The organism is Acinetobacter sp. IK31 (assembly GCF_035615195.1).
Classification (GTDB): domain Bacteria; phylum Pseudomonadota; class Gammaproteobacteria; order Pseudomonadales; family Moraxellaceae; genus Acinetobacter; species Acinetobacter calcoaceticus_C.
The window spans coordinates 204,184-224,015 of record NZ_JANBOB010000033.1 but is presented as its reverse complement, the minus strand read 5'-3'; the positions used below and the strand labels follow the sequence as shown (position 1 = coordinate 224,015).

Annotated in this window: 11 protein-coding genes and 1 pseudogene; 11 read left to right on the top strand and 1 reads right to left on the bottom strand. The window is 36.8% G+C overall.

The features are described 5' to 3' along the window. The first annotated feature begins 39 nt into the window (after nt 1-39). The 9 genes and pseudogenes from MSG66_RS17820 (at nt 40) to MSG66_RS17780 (ending at nt 17,094) form a co-directional block, all read left to right on the top strand. A complete protein-coding gene (locus tag MSG66_RS17820; RefSeq protein WP_324654802.1) occupies nt 40-318 on the top strand; it encodes a hypothetical protein in 279 nt (92 codons plus the stop codon). A 273-nt stretch (nt 319-591) separates the two neighbouring features. Next, nucleotides 592-903, top strand: a complete 312-nt coding sequence (locus MSG66_RS17815; RefSeq protein WP_133973176.1) for a helix-turn-helix domain-containing protein — start codon at nt 592-594, stop codon at nt 901-903. Then, nucleotides 903-2,126: a type II toxin-antitoxin system HipA family toxin gene (locus MSG66_RS17810; RefSeq protein WP_133973178.1), complete on the top strand. Its 1,224-nt coding sequence runs from the start codon at nt 903-905 to the stop codon at nt 2,124-2,126. Before MSG66_RS17815 ends, MSG66_RS17810 begins: the two co-directional genes overlap by 1 nt. A gap of 118 nt (nt 2,127-2,244) precedes the next feature. After that, nucleotides 2,245-2,892, top strand: a complete 648-nt coding sequence (locus tag MSG66_RS17805) for a hypothetical protein (protein ID WP_324654801.1) — start codon at nt 2,245-2,247, stop codon at nt 2,890-2,892. After that, complete coding sequence (locus MSG66_RS17800; RefSeq protein WP_133973182.1) at nt 2,892-3,335, top strand: hypothetical protein; 444 nt, start codon at nt 2,892-2,894, stop codon at nt 3,333-3,335. Before MSG66_RS17805 ends, MSG66_RS17800 begins: the two co-directional genes overlap by 1 nt. Continuing rightward, entirely contained in the window at nt 3,335-4,228 is an 894-nt protein-coding gene (locus tag MSG66_RS17795; protein ID WP_324654800.1) for a hypothetical protein, read from the top strand. The genes MSG66_RS17800 and MSG66_RS17795 overlap by 1 nt, the downstream gene beginning before the upstream one ends. A 9-nt stretch (nt 4,229-4,237) precedes the next feature. Then, nucleotides 4,238-15,713: pseudogene (locus MSG66_RS17790) on the top strand (interleukin-like EMT inducer domain-containing protein); the annotation flags it as partial. A 281-nt stretch (nt 15,714-15,994) separates the two neighbouring features. Beyond that, nucleotides 15,995-16,429, top strand: a complete 435-nt coding sequence (locus tag MSG66_RS17785) for a hypothetical protein (protein WP_324654799.1) — start codon at nt 15,995-15,997, stop codon at nt 16,427-16,429. Beyond that, nucleotides 16,429-17,094: a hypothetical protein gene (locus MSG66_RS17780; protein ID WP_324654798.1), complete on the top strand. Its 666-nt coding sequence runs from the start codon at nt 16,429-16,431 to the stop codon at nt 17,092-17,094. The genes MSG66_RS17785 and MSG66_RS17780 overlap by 1 nt, the downstream gene beginning before the upstream one ends. Nucleotides 17,095-17,147: 53 nt before the next feature. Here MSG66_RS17780 and MSG66_RS17775 read toward each other — a convergent pair whose 3' ends face one another. Beyond that, nucleotides 17,148-17,342, bottom strand: coding sequence for a hypothetical protein (locus tag MSG66_RS17775; RefSeq protein ID WP_324654797.1), 195 nt, complete (start codon nt 17,340-17,342; stop codon nt 17,148-17,150). Between the two features lie 159 nt (nt 17,343-17,501). On the opposite strand from MSG66_RS17775, the gene MSG66_RS17770 reads away from it, so the two are divergent. Together MSG66_RS17770 and MSG66_RS17765 are read left to right on the top strand one after the other, a co-directional pair. Beyond that, complete coding sequence (locus tag MSG66_RS17770) at nt 17,502-19,034, top strand: hypothetical protein (RefSeq protein ID WP_324654796.1); 1,533 nt, start codon at nt 17,502-17,504, stop codon at nt 19,032-19,034. After that, entirely contained in the window at nt 19,034-19,687 is a 654-nt protein-coding gene (locus MSG66_RS17765) for a hypothetical protein (protein ID WP_324654795.1), read from the top strand. The genes MSG66_RS17770 and MSG66_RS17765 overlap by 1 nt, the downstream gene beginning before the upstream one ends. Nucleotides 19,688-19,832: the final 145 nt, after the last annotated feature.

Below are 19,832 nucleotides of genomic sequence, written 5' to 3'. Positions count from 1 at the left end.
TTGGCTTTACCTTTAATACAATAAATTGAGGAAATAAGCATGAATACAACACAGATTTTAGGTGAAGCGCCGGGCATCCAATATCAGAAAAAAACTGATAAAACTGAAGCTACAACAAAACAGTCTTTAACCAACACAATCATTATTGGCCGTTTTAAGCGTGGTCGTTTTGATGAACCCATGACGATTCATAAAGGGAATATCCGTGGGCAACTTGGCTATGACCCAAAAAACCCTGACTACATTTGCGTACAAGAATGTCTTGAGCGTAATGTACCTTCGGTGCAAGTACTCCGTGTCGCGCCTAATATTGGATAACTAATCTAAGATAAAAATAGCTGCCTTAGAGTAGCTATTTTTAATTAAATTAATAATTTTCTTTTTTTTAGAAATATAAATTAATAATTATTTTTATGTTTATATAACAATTAATTATAATTTTATTTCAATTTAAATATAATTTATATAGCTCATATCTGAGATCTTAATTTATTTAAAGTTTCTTATATGGACTTTTAGTTTTTAATTTAATTAAATTTAATATAAAATATAGTTCAAATATGAACTTTTAATTGCCTTAAGGTTTCAAATATGGACTACAAAGGAAAGTTTTTTCCGCTAGACGCTGAAAATTTTATAAAAGATTTAAGTCAATTGATAAAATTTTATCGATTAGAAAAGAACATGCGTCAAGTAGATCTGGCAGAGGCTGTAGAGGTTTCATTATCGACTATAAAGCGCATTGAGAACGCTGATACTTCGGTAGAAACAGGAGCACTACTTAAAACGATTTGGTACTTAGGAATTTTAGATAAGTTAAACCAGTCCTTACCAAAAATAAAAAAAGAAGAAGTTATGCATAAACGTATTCGAGTTGGTGTTGTAAAGGATGAGGATTTTTAATGAAGCAGACAATATATTTATATATTCAAGCGCCTGATACAACTGAGTTTGTAGTTTTAGGTCGTTTAACTGTCGCTAATGATAAAGGGGAGTTTATCTATAATCCTTCATATCCGATCAATTGGGTACCAGATGAAATACAGTATCCATTAAGAAAGGGACATATATATGAAGTAAATGAAAATAAGGGCATACCTAATTTTGTAATGGATATTGTTCCTGATGCTTGGGGCCAAGTAGTGCTACAGAGAATTTTTGGTGCAGAAAAAGATACCCCATGGACAAGTTTAGATTACTTAATTCATTCAAAAAACTCAGATAGATTTGGGGCTATTTGTGTAGGAGAAATAAGAAAAGTTACTAAAAAAGCAACAGATGAAAACTTTCAAGATATGCTTAAACTCGAAGATTTCTTGGAATTTACTAATAATATTAGAACAGGGAAAGAGATTGATAAAATTAGTTTAGCTCTAGCACAAACTACATCATTGGGTGGTGCAAGACCTAAAATAACACTATATGATGATAAAAAACTTTATCTGGCAAAACCTAAAGATATAAATGATCCTGCAAATATTCCACGAATTGAGTATGCATGTTTAAGTTTTGCGGCGAAAAAAGGGTTTAATGTCGCAAATCACAATTTAAAAACAATTAACCACAATGGTATAGTCAAAGATATTTTAATTTTAGAACGATTTGATCGCGAATTTGATAAAGAAACGAAAAGATTTTATCGTTATCCAATGCTGAGTGGTTTAACTTTATTAAATGCTGCATGGACAACAACTGATCGTTCGAGATGGTCATATCCATTGTTAGCAAATGAAATGCTTAGAAAAAGAATTTCTCAAGAAGAAATTCATGAATTGTATAGGCGTATGCTTTTCAATGCTCTGATTGGAAATGATGATGACCATCCCAAAAATCATGCATTTATATTTCAAGGTGGAAGATGGCAATTAGCACCGTTATTTGATGTAGTACCCCAAGTTACTTATGTTCCGACAACTTTAGCCATGCAAATTGGGGATGATGGTACAAAAATTACAAGGAAGAACCTATTGAGTAGTGCTTCAAGTTTTAAAATTGAAAATGAAGTTGCTAAAGATATGTTAGATGAAATACTCAGTTGGAAAGATGAACTTAAAAATCACTATATAGAACTTCTATCTCCTCAAGACTTCGAGATAGTTTGGAGTAAAATTCCAAATATTGAGTAAAAAAATCCGATAAAAAAGCTACCTTTTATGGTGGCTTTTTTTATGGAACCACTCAACTTTGTAGAGGCTATAACCTTTTAATCTTGGTGCGTATAACAGCCTTTTGAGCATCAAAATTATGCAACAAGCTAACCCAATTTTACTTAATCAGCTTAAACAAGATTACATCGCCTTACAGCAACTTGGTTCACCACTATTAGCTTGCCAAGGTATGTTTGTGCCTCGTGGTATGGAAGATCTTCGCTTCTTATTTAAAAGTTGTCCACGGCCTATTGTCAGTAATGAAGATCCGGCAGAAGTTCAATATGCAGGTGGTTTTACGGGTATTGTTGCTGGACCACCCAAAACCAAATACACAGGTAACCTTCAGATTTTAGTTACCGAAGCAGGTCATGACCAAATTCTAGCTGAATATATCGTTGCTAGTGGGGGAATGATTCATGGTGATTATTACGATGGCCGTCTAGGTAGTTTTACCCGTTCTTATGCACTTGAAAACTGTGCTATTCGCTTTGAATCAGCGGAATATGATTCAGATAGCCGCTCACAAGTCATGACTGTTTCATGTCCAATTGATTACAACTATTTCGGTAGCTTTGCAAACATTGGAACTAATGGAAGTATCCAGCCAGGTAAAAAAGAAATCGATGGTACAGCTGATCTTGTTAACCGAGTTCAGCAAGTTATCAATACTGCTCAACAAGCCACTAGCCTTGTTAATGCAGTTTCTGGTGTAGGTCGCCAATTGGGCAATCTTTTCGGGTAATTGATATGAAGTTATTACCTGAATCTGAGGGGTATGCTGTAGTTGCTGGTTCTATCCAGCAACTTTCAGAAGAACTCTACAAAGAATATCAATTAACTGGTTACTCAATTTTGCTTGAGGACATCGTTAAGGCGTTTATTGAAGAGACAAAATCTTATGCGGGATGGGCTGTATTAGATTGCCAGTCCAAAGCGACCACCAGTATTGAACTGAATGAAACCATTGAACTTAACGGCGATGAGTACGTAATCATTCTGCCTTTAGTTAAGGCACATTGTGATCTTTTGCAAGCACGATTAGTTGAGGCTACAAGAGGGCTAGGAGTAGAAAGTTATGGACTTTCTGTCTCAGAAGCACAGCAAATCTATAATGAGAAGAAAGACGATTTACCAAAACTTGCATTTTTAATGGCCCCAATGAGTTTTAACATGGGGAACCGTTAATGCAAATCACCATTATATCTGCGGGTAAGATTATTCCTGCTTCAGAGCTCATAAGTGCAACCTTACGCACTGATCTTGTACCTATTCCAGCATCAATTGAATTTACTGTCCAATCTACAGCAGAACTAGACTCCCTTTTGAAAGAAGGGGAGCAACTAACTGTAAATGATATTACTCATCCATTTGAATTAATCAAAGTCACACCACTAAAAACTCAGACCATTAAACAAGATCGCCGTGTTGGTGGGATTACATGTATTGGTATTTTGGCTGGTTGTAAACGTCTTATCGAATATTCTAAGCAAGCTTTTATCAGTAATGAAACCTCTTTTAATTCTGTAATTCGCGCTTGTGGGGCAACAATCAGTCTTGGCAGTGATTTACCCTTGCCAAAATTCGTATGTTTAAAAGGAAGAATGCCTACACAACGCTTGGCCCATTATCTGCAGCAAGAAGCGGCGGTTATTTGTTTTCAAAAAAACAAGATATCGGCTCAAAAAATAGATTCTTTATTTAAACAGGAAGCTGTCACAAAACTAGATCTAAGTAGCGTTGTTTGGATATCCAGTAAACCTTTGGAACTGATGCAAAAATCATCATTCGTGACCGTGGAGAATAATGGTTCAACGGTTGTTGGTGATGACTCAATAACCCCTGGACATACTGTTACTCAAAGAGCTGGTTTAGATGCCCGTCAAATAAAGAACTTGGAAAAAGTTTTGATTTTGCGGGGGACCATAATGAGACCGCTAAATTTGAATTGGAATGCAGGCGATATATTCGAAATTGATAGTAAGAAGTATGTCGTTTTAACAGCTGCACATCATATAGATACAGGCGCAATCGGGGGATCAATGGGGACTTCATCAAAGTTCTGGATTGCTAATTTGTAGGTCAAAAATATGAATGGTTTCACACGTGCAAAGATTTTAAGTTACAACGCAAAAGGTCGTACTGCACAAGTACACATTCATGGTTTAACAGATGGCGCGAGTGAAGGCATTACAGCAACTTTTGCTTACCCCGTAGGTGACAGTGATCTAGATACTGAAATTCAAATTATTGTTGGAGAAGACGTTTATGTTTTCTTTGAAAATGGTAATGAAGAACGACCAGTAATTCATAGCTATGTAAGTCACGGAGACGGCGCGATAGTCGGTGTACGACGAATTCGTCAAGACAACATTGAATTTATTTCTAAAGAAAATTTAAAAGTAGATTCTGGTTCAACCGTTTCGATCAAAACGCCGTTGATGAATGTACAAGCGAATACACAGCAAACTGGTAATAGTACATTAACAGGTAATAGCACCGTAGTTGGAAATACCTCAGTTGCTGGTAATAGTTCAGTTGCGGGCAGTATGGCCGTTGGTACAACTCTTACGGTTGCTGGAATTCCTCTTGATCCCAAAGCATTTCAAGGTGCGCTTCAAGATGCAATTGATAAATTGGAGAATTTAAAAGAAGAGTTAAAAGAGCAAGCGGAAAAAATTGATGAAAATAAAGATCAAATTAGCCAAGAAATTGACGAAAAAATAAAAGAAGTAGAAGAATTAATCGAAAATATTAAGGACTCAGATGCATATAAATTGCTTGAAGAGGGTATTAATCATATCGATGAAGAAGTGCAAAAAATTCATGACCAAGTAAAAGAAGTTGGTCAGGAAGCACAAAGTAAAATTGATGAAGTTCGAGCATATATAGATCAAGAAATTATTGATACCAAACTAATCGTTGAACAACATACAAATGATGCAAATCTACGCTTAGATGAAGCTAATCAACGGATAGATCAATCTGTACAAGCTAATGAAGCAATGGTCGCAGATGCTCAACAACGGGCTATTCGTGCTGAAAAAGAACTCGATGATAAAATTGGTTTTATCAAGAGCGAAACAGATTCAATTATTGCTGATGTTCGAAGTGATTCAGATGAAATTCGCTTAGTTGCAGAGAATGCAAAAAAAGTTGCAGATCAAGAAATTATTGATCGTAAAAAACAGGTTGATGAAGCACTTATTGTTGTAGACCAAACTAAAGCTGCTTTAAAGCAAGATATTGATCAGAACTTAATAAAAGCTGGTCAAATGGTTGATGCAGCTAAATTAGCTATGGGGGAACAAACCAACACTTTAATTAACCAAAAAATTGAACCAATCGTAAGCCAAACAGAAGCTACTGTTAAAAGGGTTGATCAAGTTGCTGCACAGTATGTTGATCTTGATAAGAAAGTCGCTACGGGTTTTCTAGCAGAAGCTGAAGCACGTGCCAATGATAAAGAAGCAATTACCCAAAGTTTTGAACTTAAGTTTTCAGAAATGCAAAATGAATTGGGTAAATCAAATGCATTAATTTCGGAAGAGTCACAAACACGTGCAGCTCAAGATAAGGTTTTTACTGAACAAATTAGTACAGCCCAGTCTCAAATTGGAGACAACAAAGCTGCAATCAATAGTGTTGAGCGAACAGTAGTTGAACTAGATAAATCTGTTGCTGAAAAAACTGGTCAATTGCAAGCAAGCCTTGATACGGCAAATGGAAATATCTTAAACGCTAATGACTTAGCTCGAATGCAATCATTAGGTAAACCATTACGTGATGACCCCACTTTCAAAGAAAGTAATAATTTAACTGCTTATGTTAACCAAGCGGGTGCTACCTATACACGACAAGTAAAGTCCGCAGATAACCCAACAGCTTCAACACATGAAATTCTTATCAGATCTACAGCCCTATTGGGTTCGGGATGGTTCCCAAATACACCATTACTTTCAGCTGCTTCAAATAAGATTTTCTTAGTAAAACAAATCATCAAAATCCCAGTAGGTTTAAAGCTTCAACCATATGGAAATGCATTAGGTACTGGTGGATTCCTGAAAGTTTTAGGAAGTGCGGAGGGGACAGGTAAATTTGAAATTTATTATTCTGTAATTAAATGTGGACCAGATATTGGCTCAACAATTCAAGGTCATTTCAGACCTATTAATAGTATCAATCCACCAATCGCTTCAATTGAAAAACCAGTTGATGTAATTGTTGCTTCATATGAAGTTTGGGATGTCACCACTGTAAATGACACTATTCCAAAAACTTGGCGTGATCAAGTAACTGGTAATGCTTCATATATTGAAAAGGTAGAAGCTTCAGTAAAACTTGTCGATGATAAATTAGTTTCAGAAGCCCAAAAGCTTGAACAACTTAAGACAGACTACAATTCTAATAAAACAAGAACTGAATCAGATTTAGTAACTATCACAAAATCTGTTTCAGATGGTGATAAGGCTTTATCTGTACGTATTGATCGAACAAAAGCAGCTTTAGAAGAAGCAGACAGACAATCTAATGCAAATATTCAAGAAGTAACCGAATCTTTAGCAGAATTCGAACAAGCTACCACAACAAAGTTTTCAACATTAGATACTAATATCTCTAAAGAAAATCTGAAAGTTCAAGGCCAAATAGTAGAAGTTCAAAAAAGTGTCACTACATTAGAAGGTAATACTAATACGAAAATTTCGGGGCTTACATCATCTATTAAGTCTACCGACGATATTGCTAAATTAGCTTTTGATAATGCTGCAGAAGCCCAACAAACAGCAACAACTGCTGTAAAAGCAAGTGAATCACTTGCACAAAACTTATTAAGCCTTAAGTCACAAACACAAGTAACTACTGGTGTACGGGCGGTTGTTACTGCAAAAGGGATTGATGACTGGACAACTTGGCGTACTACTGGTGAAGCTAAAGTAATTCAGGATGCTGATGCATTGGGAGGTTATATTCTTGAGCTTGGGAATAATGCTGGCAATAATGAAGCGTGGTTACATTGGAATAACTTTGCAAAAATTAACCCAGATACACTTTATAGAGTTCGAGCACGTTTCCAACGTGTAGCAGGTGATACGGGAAGCATATATCTAGGTGTCTCCTGTAAAAATGCAGATCAAACTTATTATGTAACTACTACAAATGTCCTAGCTACAAATATGGGCTCATCAAACTACTTATTATCTGCGGTTAAGCCTATTTTAGGCGAATGGCAAGAAGTAGTAATGTACTTTAAAGGTAAGTCTACTGGTGCAGCAACGGGCCTAGGCACTATTGATAATCCGCGTACATTCCCAGCTCAAGCAGAATATTATGCCCCAATGTTTATTGGTAACTATTCTGCTCAACCAGGTATAAGTCAGCTTAATTTCATCATTATTGAAGATAATAATTCTTTAGCATCCGCAAATGATTCAACTGCTACAGCAAATGATTTGTTCAAGACTGCAACGAATCGTACTGAAGCTGAAGCAGAGCGGACTAGTGAACTCGAAGCAAGAGTAGAAAATGCAGAAACTGGTATTAAAACTAACGCTCAGGCTATAACAAAAACAGCTACAAAGAGTGATCTAGAAAGTGCAATGGGCCGAGTTTCAACTGATATCACCGCAGCCGTAGAAAATATTAAGCTTGGTGGGGTAAATGCCGTAGCAAATTCTGAAGCTCCAAGAACTTCAACAGCAGCAACAAGTCGTGAATATTTATTATATGAACGAAGCAAAGAGCTAAAAGCATTTTATGATGAAAACTTAGATAAGCCGGTTACTATTTCTTTTGAATTGAGTGTACCCGTAGCTGGAACAGTTCAAGTTTATTCTTCCAATGGATCTGCACATTTTTTTACTACTTCTGTGACAGTTACAAAAGCGAGTGAATTTCAAAAATTCGCCGTGACAGTATTACCGAAAGCACATACAGGAAGTACAACTGAATCAACTATTGAATTTTATGGAACTTATGGCTCAGGTCGAATTCCAACAATTCAAAAATTACAGATCGAAGCAGGTAATAAAGCTACAGCGTGGAGCCCAAGCCCACGGGATACTCAAAGTTCATTAAGTGCTAATGCGGAAGCGATTAAAGTCACTCAAGCGGAAGTGAAGAAGCATGGCGATACTTTATCTTCTCAAAGTATAGATATTTCAAAGCTAAGAAACGATCTAACTTTAACTAATTCTGAAGTAAGCAAGAAAGCCTCAACTGAAGCATTAGAAACAACAAAATCGGCAGTAACTGAACAAGCTGGTTTACTAAAAGCTGTAACTGAACAAGCAAACACCTTATCTGCCAATCTAAGTAAATCGGCACCAGCTGGTACGAACTTATTAATAAACTCGAATGTAATGGGTACGTACAATGGCGTTTCATATCCTCATTTACGTTATAAATTAGGCGAAGATTGGGAAGTTGGAGCGAAGTACACACTTCTATGGTGTTCTGAACATACACGAGGTGGGGGAGATACGAACTCAAGTTTAGCAGTATATGCTGGTGGAGGCAGTCAGCTCTTACAGCAACTTGTCAGCACAGCAGGAAAAGTAATAAACAAAATTACCTTTACTAAGACTTCTGCAGGTATAGCTAATGAAGTTCACTTCTACATGCTAAACAGGCCAACAGCAGACAAGCAAAGTGTAGGTACTGTGTACTGGGCCGTATTAGTGAAAGGGGAATTTATAACTACTGACAGCTGGATTGCGAGCCCTTATGACTTTAATGCAGCCTTTGATCAAGTTTCAGCTAACCTCACCGAATTTAAGCAAACGTATGTTACTGAAAATGAGGCATTAGCACAGCGCACATCTAAGCTTGAAGCAGGGATGACTGATGTAGAAAAGAGTATTTTTAATACTGCTCAAGCACTGAATAATTATGCAACTAATGCAAGACTTGATGAAGTTACGGCGTCTCAAACAAAAACCTTTAATACTTCACTGACAAAATTAGATGAAGCAATTAAATCGGCTAATGACAGTGATTCTTTGGCTGGCGATTATAACTGTAAGAATCCTGATATGTGGTATAGCCATTATGGCTGGGACATGTCTCAATATTTTAAGACAACTACCACAGGAAAAGTCGGAAATACAGTATTCAGAAAGGATACTAGTAATCCTGTCAACTGTTTTAATTACAACAAACAAGCACTACCAAATACCCGCACTTATATTGTGAGCTTTCTTATTCGCCGAAGCTCCGATTCAAATGGACTTTGTTATATCCCTATTGGCCGTGCCAAAAATGACGGAAATTTTTCTACTGCAAATTATACAAGTATCGGTGTACCTGTTTCAGAAATACCTGCAAATGAATCTTGGACCTTAATTTCCAAGGTCATTAATATGACTTCTGTTGCTGATACATACCCTCAAATTCAGTTAGGTATAGCTTTAGGTCATACTGGGAATAGTGGCTGGTGGGAAGCTCAAGCATATAGAATCTCCCCAGTAATGAATGAGGCTGATGTTGATAGTACTATCGTTAAATCATCGATTCTTGTTGATTATTCGAGCAAATCGGACACTACAAAAGCGATTTCAGCTGCGACAGAATCACTTGATGCTAAATTCCGACAAAAATTTGGTGAATTGTGGACCAATAGTTCAGCCACATTAGATAGTACTCGTTACACGAAAACTGAAACAAACCAAGCTATTGCTGAAGAAAGTAAGGTTATAAAAGCAGCCATTTCATCAAGTGGTGGCGATAACTTAATAAAAAATGGTGATTTCTCGGCCGCTTTAGGATCTTTAAATTGGCGACAAAATTCACCAGTAGCAGGTAGTGTATTAGAAGTATTTAAAGATGAGTTTGGTGCAACATGGGGAAGATTTAGATCAACTAATACTTCTACTTATTTTAAAGGTTTTGTTGAGACTATTACTGTAGCTGAAGGTTTAGAAATGAACCAGAAATACACATTGTCCTTCAAAGCAAAGTCAATGACAGCTGCCCAGACTCAAATTTTTCTAATTATTCATCGTAGAGATGCTGCAGGTAGTAACAACCAAATTGGAACTGCATGGAGTAACATTCCAACTGATAAAGAAGTTTTATGTACATATACATTTGATACAAATCTTATTAATTTACAATACATTAACTTAATACTCTATGCGCAAATCGGATTTGCTCCTGACTTCTTAATTCGTGAAGTGCAAATTGAGAAAGGTGAGTTAGCTACAGGTTTTAGAAAAAATCCGCGTGAATTAGAAAAAGGACTTGAGGCTAATTCTACAGCGATAGAAGGTACCAAAGCAGATGTTCTGAAGAATGGCGACAAAATTACAGCCCTTTCTGAGAGCTATACCGTCCTAAAATCTAATGTTGATACGAACAAATTAGCTGTGGATGGTAAGTTTCAAGAAATTAATTCTACTATTAGTGATAACCAGCAAAACACAACGCAATCGATCACAAATTTAGAATCAAGTTACAAGCAATTGAACCAAGATCTCGGGCAAGTTTTTAACTATCGCGTTTATTCATGTGGTTGGAATGGCTTTTTTACTGGAATCAAAAACCTAAAAGGTGAAATCAAATCAGTGGCTTCAGCACGTGGATTCTCATTACATGTTTTAGCTGCGGATGGGTCTATTGCTACTTCTACTCGTTACGATACTTATGCGGCTGTAGGGAACGCTACAGCGATGAGTAATGCCATCTCAGCTATTCCGAACGACACCTTTGTTATTGTCACTAACTACGACAGCATTGGAGTGAATATCGCTACTGTTAAAAATGCCCTAATTTCACTAGGGGCAAATCCATTTACAATTGATCAAATTTCTGGGCGTGATGCATACATTTTGATTGGGCAGAAAGGGATAGGTTCAGGTCGAGGTATTGAATTACATTCAACACCGGATACAGGTCCAAATGGGGCCAAGCAAATCATGCTAGCAATGCAAGTGGTTAGTGGTATTCCGATTGGCCTAGCCAACAATAGTGGTAATTTGCAAAAGGTTTTAGAAAATCACGCACAAATACTTCACGAAAAAATTACTCGATCTGATGCAAAAGAAGTTTTTGCTGAAGAAATTAAAATCTTTTCAGCAAAATTAGATACCTTGCGATACTCAGAAGAAAACTGGATTTTACTTGGTGACGATACGAAAATTTTAAGTATCTCAACAGGAACCAACAGAACAGTTGCTGTATGGGAACTTCAATACAAACATAAAGAAATTCCTATCGATAAAGGAGATCCAATTGTAGCCCGTATCAAATATACTGCTGCTGCTGGATTAGTTGGCGCGACTTGTAGCATTCAGTTTCATGGAGCAACTTATAGCATTGGATTGCCTTCATTTATTGTTGCGGCCAGCGGTGAAATTGAATTGACTGGTATTTTCCCTTCTGATGTAAAAGCTACTGCATTTGAAGCTATCCCATTAGGTTTGCGCTTTGATAATGCGCCGTCTGGGGGAACATTTACGATAACAAATATGTTTATCAGCCGTGGTAATTCTGCACCTAATTTTAAAGGAGGTTTTAGATCTTCTCTCAAGCAAAATGCTCAGTTTGTAGAAGACACCTTTATTAAGGCTGATGCAAACAAGGGTGTCATTGTTCAACAGATCAACCAATATGATGCTGGTGTACCTGGTGGATTATCTACAGTAGTGAAAACAACAAAAGCTACAGCTGACCAAACTTCACAAGATCTTGCAACTCTCAAAAATACCGAAATTTCACAGTTACAAACAAGTACTAACAATCTTGGCTCGGCATTAGAAAACACAACAATGTTGGCAATGATGATTACGAATGGAAAATTGTTACAAGGAGATGTGAACTTTAAGAAGGGTAATAATGCAGTAGGTGTATATAACAATGCTGGCAATGGGAATGTTACTGTTACGCGTATTGCAAAAAGTGCGGATAACCCGACAACATCAACACATGAGCTGGAAATCAAAACCATTGGTGCAGCGAATCCAGTCTGGGGTGGATTTTTCCAACTTGTTTATGGCCGTGCAAATGCAGTATTCGTCATTAAATACTTAATCAAACTACCCGTAGGATATAAGTTGGTGAATGCTGGAAACTCGATGGGGACAGGTGCTATTGAACGATTTGTAGGTAGTGCTGAAGGGACAGGTAAATTCGAAACCTATATCCGATTGATTAAATGTGGTGCGACTGGATCATTCTCTAACTCAGGTCACTTATATGTATCAGGCGGATCTACACCTACATCTGCTGCACCTCTTGTTTGGACTTTGGCTCAAATTGAACAATACGATGTTACTGATTACGCTTCAGCAGATCCCACACTGCAAGATTTTGTTTCTACGGCCACAGATTCAATTTCGACTCTAACAAACTTTAAAGAAAGTTGGGCTAGTAAGCTATCTGAGATGTCATCAAAGTTAGATAGTAAAAACAGTGCATATATTTTGAATGCTGATATTACTAATACAACTGTAGAGAAAGCGATTGCAGCATCATCTCAAAAGCTTACTTCTGAATATACTAATGCTATGAGCGTTCAGCCACTAAGTTCAGGTGGTGGCAAAATTTTTGCTAAGCCATTAACTTGGCGTCAAGCAATTACTACTTCTGGCACTCTTGTAATTAAAACGCCAATTACTATTAATGCTTACATGACTAAGATCAAAATCTCAGGTTACAACTACAATAATAAAGAAGATAATATTTTTGATATGGATCTAGCATTTTATGCTTATACATCCACCACACCTTTTTATCAAAACATGACAGCTCGTTCATTTGGGATAACAATGGATGAAGCAAATGCAATCACGAAAGGTTTGGCTCTAGCCTTAGATAGTAACAATAAAGTATGTATCTTGATTACCAAAAAAGATGCTTGGTCTTATCCAGCAATTACTGTTGAGTCAGCAACAATTACTCATACTAACCCACCAGATTATTTTAAGGATGGGTGGTCAGCGGCCATTGAAACGGACTTATCAGTATATAAATCAGTAACTCCTTTTACTGTCACCTCACTGATGGAAACTACAGCTGGATCTCAAGCGAAAGTTGATGTTCCAATGTCTCAGTTAAGTGATATTGCAGCTGATAATAAACTCACTCCGGTTGAGAAAAAGCAAGCAAAGCTTATCTGGGATACTCTTTATCAGACAGACACAAGCTTACGTGCTGAAGCTGTGACTTACGGTATTTCTTCATCTGCTTACGCTACTGCATTCAGTACGCTAAATACTTATTTGGCTGCTTTGTTTGCCAATATGAATGTGACCAGTACAATTGATCGTAATCAATTTATTACTAACTTTGCGAATGTTCATAATGCTCGACAAGAGCTGGTAAAGTTAATTTCTGAAAAAGCAAAAAACCTTGCGGACAATGCACAAAATAGTGCCAACAGTAAATCTAAGACATTTACGACTCAACCAACTATTCCTTATTCACAAGGTGATATCTGGAAAAATGGTAATGCAGTTTCAGTTGCAACAGTAGGGCGAACTACTGGTTCATTCATAGCTTCGGATTGGATCAAAGTTGGCGATGTAACCGCTGAAAATACTGCAAATGATGTCATTAATGTAAATGGAGTAGCAGCAGCAACAGTATCTTCAAATGCTCAATTGGGTAAAACTCTGTCAGATAACATAATGTCTGACCTTGTTATAACCCCAGTAGAAAAATCCAGTCTAAATAATGAATGGAATAGAATAAAGGCTGAATACTCGAATTTACTAGCTCAAGCAACAGCATTAAATGTAACAAGTACTTTATTTACGACAGCATATAATGCAATCAATGGCATTGTTCCACGTATTGAGCTAGATGTTCTAGTTAGTATGACGACTAACTATACGATGACCGCAGCGAATCGAGATGCATTTAAGGCGAAACTAAAGGCTTACTATGATCAAGCTGAAGCAATAGCTAAGGCCGTGACTGATGCGGTAAATAGTGCTGCAACAAACGCTCAAAACATTGCAAATAGTAAGTCTAAGACTTTTACCTCTCAACCAACTATTCCTTATGCTCAAGGTGACATTTGGAGAAATGGTAGCACTGTTTCAGTTGCAATAGTTGGACGAACTAGCGGTTCATTTACTGCATCTGACTGGACAAAAGTAGGTGATATTACTTCTGAAAATACTGCAGCTGATACATCAAAAGTAAACGGTGTATTGTCAACTACAGTAACGGCCAATGCCGCTGCGGGTAAACAAATTGCTGATGATGTGATGTCAGATTTAGTGATTACACCAACTGAAAAGTCAGCTTTGTACAATAGCTACAAAGATATGGAATCCAATTTTAACCGGTTGCAAAACTTAGCTAACCCTTGGGGTATTTCTATCACTGCTGCTAAGTCAGCATGGGATAACCTAAATAATTTATCTCCAAAATTCTTTACAGATATTATTTCAACAACAACAACTAAAACCACCCTAACCGCAGCTCAACGCGACTCGTTGAAGGGTCGAATTAATACGTTCTATACAGAAGTAGCAAATTTAGATAAAGCAGTCACAGAGTATCTAAATAAAGCTGCAAATGATGCTAAAGACTTAGCTTCGACAACTAAAGCTACCTTAGAAAGGGACTACTTAACGGCTTCAAAAACTAATGAAGCTATAGCATCTTCGACTGAACGTATGACAGCTTCGTATTCTGCGAACAGTCAAAAAATCATGGCTTCTGTATTGGACACTTGGTTTAAAGATTGGCTAATTAAAACTCCAAGTGGAAACAAGCCAGAAATGACCATAGTGGCAGATGCAACTTGTCGTGGAGGGTATGCTTTACGAATTGGTAATAACGTTGGAAATGATGAAGCTTGGATAAATTGGTTTGCATCTTTACCGATTGATGACAGCAAATACTATCGTGTGAAGTATAGATTCCGCCGTGTGAGTGGTACCGGTGTTGTTTATGTAGGTGCAACATGTCAGAACGCTACGAAAACAAAATATGTAGCTCAAGACAATACTGAAATTAATGATATTGGAGCGAGTCATTATCTTGTTGCTGGTACCGCACCAGCTTTAGGAACATGGATCACAGGAACTGCATATTTTAAAGGAAGGTCTGCTGGTGCTAGTGCCGGTGCTGGAACACTTTTAAGCCCTAAAACCTTTGCAAATAAGGCAGCATTCTTTACGCCAGTTTTCATTGCTAACTATTCAGGGAAAGCAGGGGAAGTAGATTTAGATTTTATTGATATCGAAGATGCAGACAATATTGCCGACTTTGAAAATTTCAAAACTACTTACACAACTGATGTGGGTGCCTATGCAGGGGCGCTTCAAACCTTAGTATCGGTTTACGGCCAAAATGCTATCAAACTTAAATCACAAGTAGATTTAATTGATGGTGTAAAAGGCAAATATGTAATGGGAATGGATAACAACGGCGTGTTTTCTGGTATGTCGATGGTAAGTGAATCATCAAATGGAACTGTTGTCAGTTCTATAGGTTTCCAAGCAGATAGAATCTTTTTCACAACTGGTTCTTCTTCTACAAAGTACATGCCTTTCATTATTCAAGACAATCAAGTGATTATGAATAGTGATGTATTTATTAAGAATTTGACCGCTGCAAACTTCAAAGTAAAGTCACTGACTGCTGATTTATTTAACGTAGATAAATTGAGTGCAATTGCTGGTGAGCTGGGTACTTTAACTACGTTTAAAGATCCTGCAAAGCCAAATGGAGCACGAATGGTTTTAAGCGGAAGTTTAGTTACGGTTTACGATGATAATAATGTTGTTAGGGTTAGATTAGGGCTTTGGGATTAACGTTTGTTATTTAATTAATTATTTTAGTAGTAGGGCGGCTTACTTTAAAAAAGTAAGGTGCTCTAAAGGGTGAAACAAGAAGTGCCTAGTGGATTGCTTGTTAATGATGGAAATGGTAATACGATTTTAGATACCAATGATCGTGTTACTCGTGTACTGGATATGGTTACTATTCCCTTAGAAAAGGATTATAGCTATACCTATACAAATGATGCTTTTATAGGTCATGAACCTTTTGTTCATTTTCCAGTGTTTAACGAATTAATTTTGGCTCCGATGTCTTATCCAGATTACGGATACACCGAAGGCACCGATGGTTGGTTAGGTTGGAATAGCACCTTAAATGCTACCTATTTCCAATTAGTTTATGAACGTGTATCAGAGAATTCTATTAAGATCTCTACTCGATTCTATTGGGGCCGTCCTAATGATAGTGGGCCATCTGGTCGCCGTATTGGGCCAGGGCCTGAGCACTTACGTAAAGTACCAGTTAAAGTAATAATTGGAGTTTACTAATGGATGCCGGATTACAAGTATTGAATGATACTCACAACTTTCAGATAGATAGTACTTTTAAAAATGTTTGTTATGAATACACCTTAAATGAAATTGGTGCAGATACTATTTGGGAAATTGCAGTAGACCAAAATAAGATATATATCTTAGAACCCTCTCAAGGAGTTTTTGTAGGAGTTGCTCCATTTGCTAAAAGCGATACTGAACCTTTTTACCGTATTTATGGTGGGGCTAAAGTTCATGTATATGGGGATAACCAAACTACTCGAAATACAGGTGCAGGGCTTCAAGTATTTAATGGCTTAGGTGAAAAGGTATTTGATTCAGATAGTATTCAATTAAAGATCTTGGATTATGTCTATGGTTATTTAGGTCCAGTATCTCAAGATATTCGGGATAACTATGATTACTTATTACAAAGTAAAAACTACGATACTGCCCGTTTAGGTATTCTATTAGGACAGACACCAGTAGGTTTAAATTGGTTTAGACAAACTCAAAAATTTTCTGGATGCTATTTTAAAACAGAAGGTCAGAATGTTGAGTTGCGATTTAGACAGATGCATGGAAAAAGTGGATATCCTATTTCTATGAATGATTTTAATTCTTATTGGGTATCAGATATGTATAGCTATACTGTTGCAGATATTACAGGTATTCCATAATACTTGAAAAAAGAAAGCCCCTTATTCGGGGGCTTTCTTTTTATATAAGCTATTTATGCAGGTTGGTCAGTGACGGGTGTTTCTTCTGGAAATGTATAGTTAACTGCTACAGCACCGGTTTTACGATCCCAGCCTAAGGTAAGGGTATCGAATTCAGGACGGTTGTTATATTTTTGATTATTAACAATGTCCTTAGTTTTTTGAGCTAATTCGATATCTAAATCGGTAAATACTTTAACTTCAGCCATGAGATTTTCCTCTAAATCAGATAAAAAATTTGTTTAGATAGAATTGCATGCTGATAAATTATGAAATCTGTATGGTTCCAATTAAGTTTGGAACCCATCTCAAAGTTCAAAGAGAGTAGCCATCAAAATACTTAATTATTTACGTATTTTGGCTTAGTTATGTCTTCTCGGTTCTTATCGTTGTTACTCGGAGAAAATGTTAATTCATATGATCAGCCTAATATGGCTAATCAGGATGCCACAGCTCAATTATATGAATCGATGGCTCCGTTTTCACTTGGGACTAATCAAACTAAAGCCAATAAGAAGCGTACACGTAAAGAAATTCTAACCAAGTGGGAGAAAATGCTTCGTTTTGCGCCTATTGCTGAAGGTATGGGCATTCATGTTTCGGCGGCACTTGGTGGAGATTCATATAGCGGCCAACAAGTATTTATTACACCTGCAGAACGGTTAAAAACGGCGAAAGGTCTAGCAGCTGAAAAACAAAAAAAACAACTTGATGAACGCCGTGTTGTGATGGAAAAGTTGATCAATAAATATTTGAGCAAATTGGCTCGAGATGCAATTTCCTTTGGTGATTCATATGCGCGTATCTATGGGAAAAAAGGAAAGGGTTTGGTTGATATGGTATGTAATGAATATACATATCCGCCGTTAGTACAAGCTTTTGAACAAGGCAGTAAAACGGTAGCATTCTATTGCTTAGATCCTCGAAATTGGCAGAAGACAATTACCAAGTTAAATACGATTCAAATGGTACGCTTCAAAATGCCTCGCATGAGTAATATTGCTCAATATGAGCTTGTAGAAACCGGTCTAGTCACCAAAATGTTAGAAGGTGATGATCCAGATGAATTGCCAATCTTACCAGCACATCTAGGCGGCTCATTCCTTTACGAAATTGAAGATATTTATGATGATGTGATACTTGCTTTGGCATCTATGAACAGCCAACAAATTGCAGATACCGTAAATCAGATGTTTTTGACGGTAAATATGTCAGGTATGCCACCAGCACAACGTCAAGCTTACGTTCGTGGTCTAGAAGGTTTACTAAAAAATCATGAAGCATATGTTAAAGATGCTTTATCAGGTGGGGATGCGGTTTGGAATACTGCTTTTCATATGCTTCCTGTATTTGATGAAAAACAAGTACTAAATCCTGTTGGAGATATCAAAAACCAGCGGAGTTCACCAATTAACATTGAACAATTCATGATTAATGTCCGTTTGTTAATGGGCGGGATAGGTCTAGACCCAAGTATGGTAGGGTGGGCTGACATGTTAACTGGTGGTATTGGTGAAGGTGGGGCATTTCATACTTCTGCACAAATCATGCGGCGATCACAAGACATTCGAACAGCAGCTTCTGAAGGTATTAATCAAATTCTGCATTTAGATTGGGGTTTTGCTTATAACGAACAATTTGAGCCAGAAGATTATCCTTGGCAAGTTGAATACTATTCAAACCAAACTGCAGCAGCAACAGAAGAAATCAGTAATGCCCAATCACGAATGAATACAACGCTCCTTAAAACTCAAGTAATCGCTGCTTTAAAAGAATCTAATTTAAATGTTGAAATTATGGCCTATATTCTTGAGCGCGATACAGGTATGAAATATGAAGAAGCCAAAGAACTTGCTGAAAGCATTGCTCAAAGCCGTAAATTTTCAGAGGATGAAGAATAATGGCTTTTTTTGAATATGAAACACAGAATAAAACTACTAATAACAGTTTTGGAAAGGTTTTAAATCCTTTCAAAGAACGTTTTGCCAGACATCCTGTCTTATGGTCTGGATTAACAGTTGATAAAGCTGTTTCTCATTATCAAGAGCTTTATGCATTAGGTACACTCTCAGCTGCTCACTTCGGGATTGAAATTAGACCATACCGAGAAAATAGTAAAATTGCTCAAGCGAATATTCCAATTTTTGATCCTTCAAATAAAGTGGCTTGGTTAGCCAATAATGTTGATGTATCACTTCTTGATGCACAAACAGATGCAGTGCATATTGGTCATTTTCAACTTAACCATGTAACTGGCAATGCATCAAATGAAATAAGCATCTCATTTATTGAAACTAAAGCAGCAGCTATTGCAAATAGTGCATTAGCTATAAAGCAGATAATGTTTAACAAAGATGGGACGCAGCCGCCGCCTATAGAGTATTTAATGCGTTTAAAAATATACGCTTTTGATAAAGGTGCAAGAAGTCAGCATCAGTTTGAAATTGAGCATCTAGTATCATTACAAGCAGGAAATTTACCTTTAGATGCCTCAAATAAAGCTCATTCAATCGTTACCTTAAATTTCACTAAAATGTTTCCTAACTTTTTGTAATAATTAAGGATTGAGTAACTTGGTAGTTTAGTAATATTTTTATATTAAAATGGCTCACTTAATATTAAATTAGTGAAAATTAAGATAGAGATAATAGTAATTAATTCTATATGAATATCAGTTATATAATATTTACTAAATATGA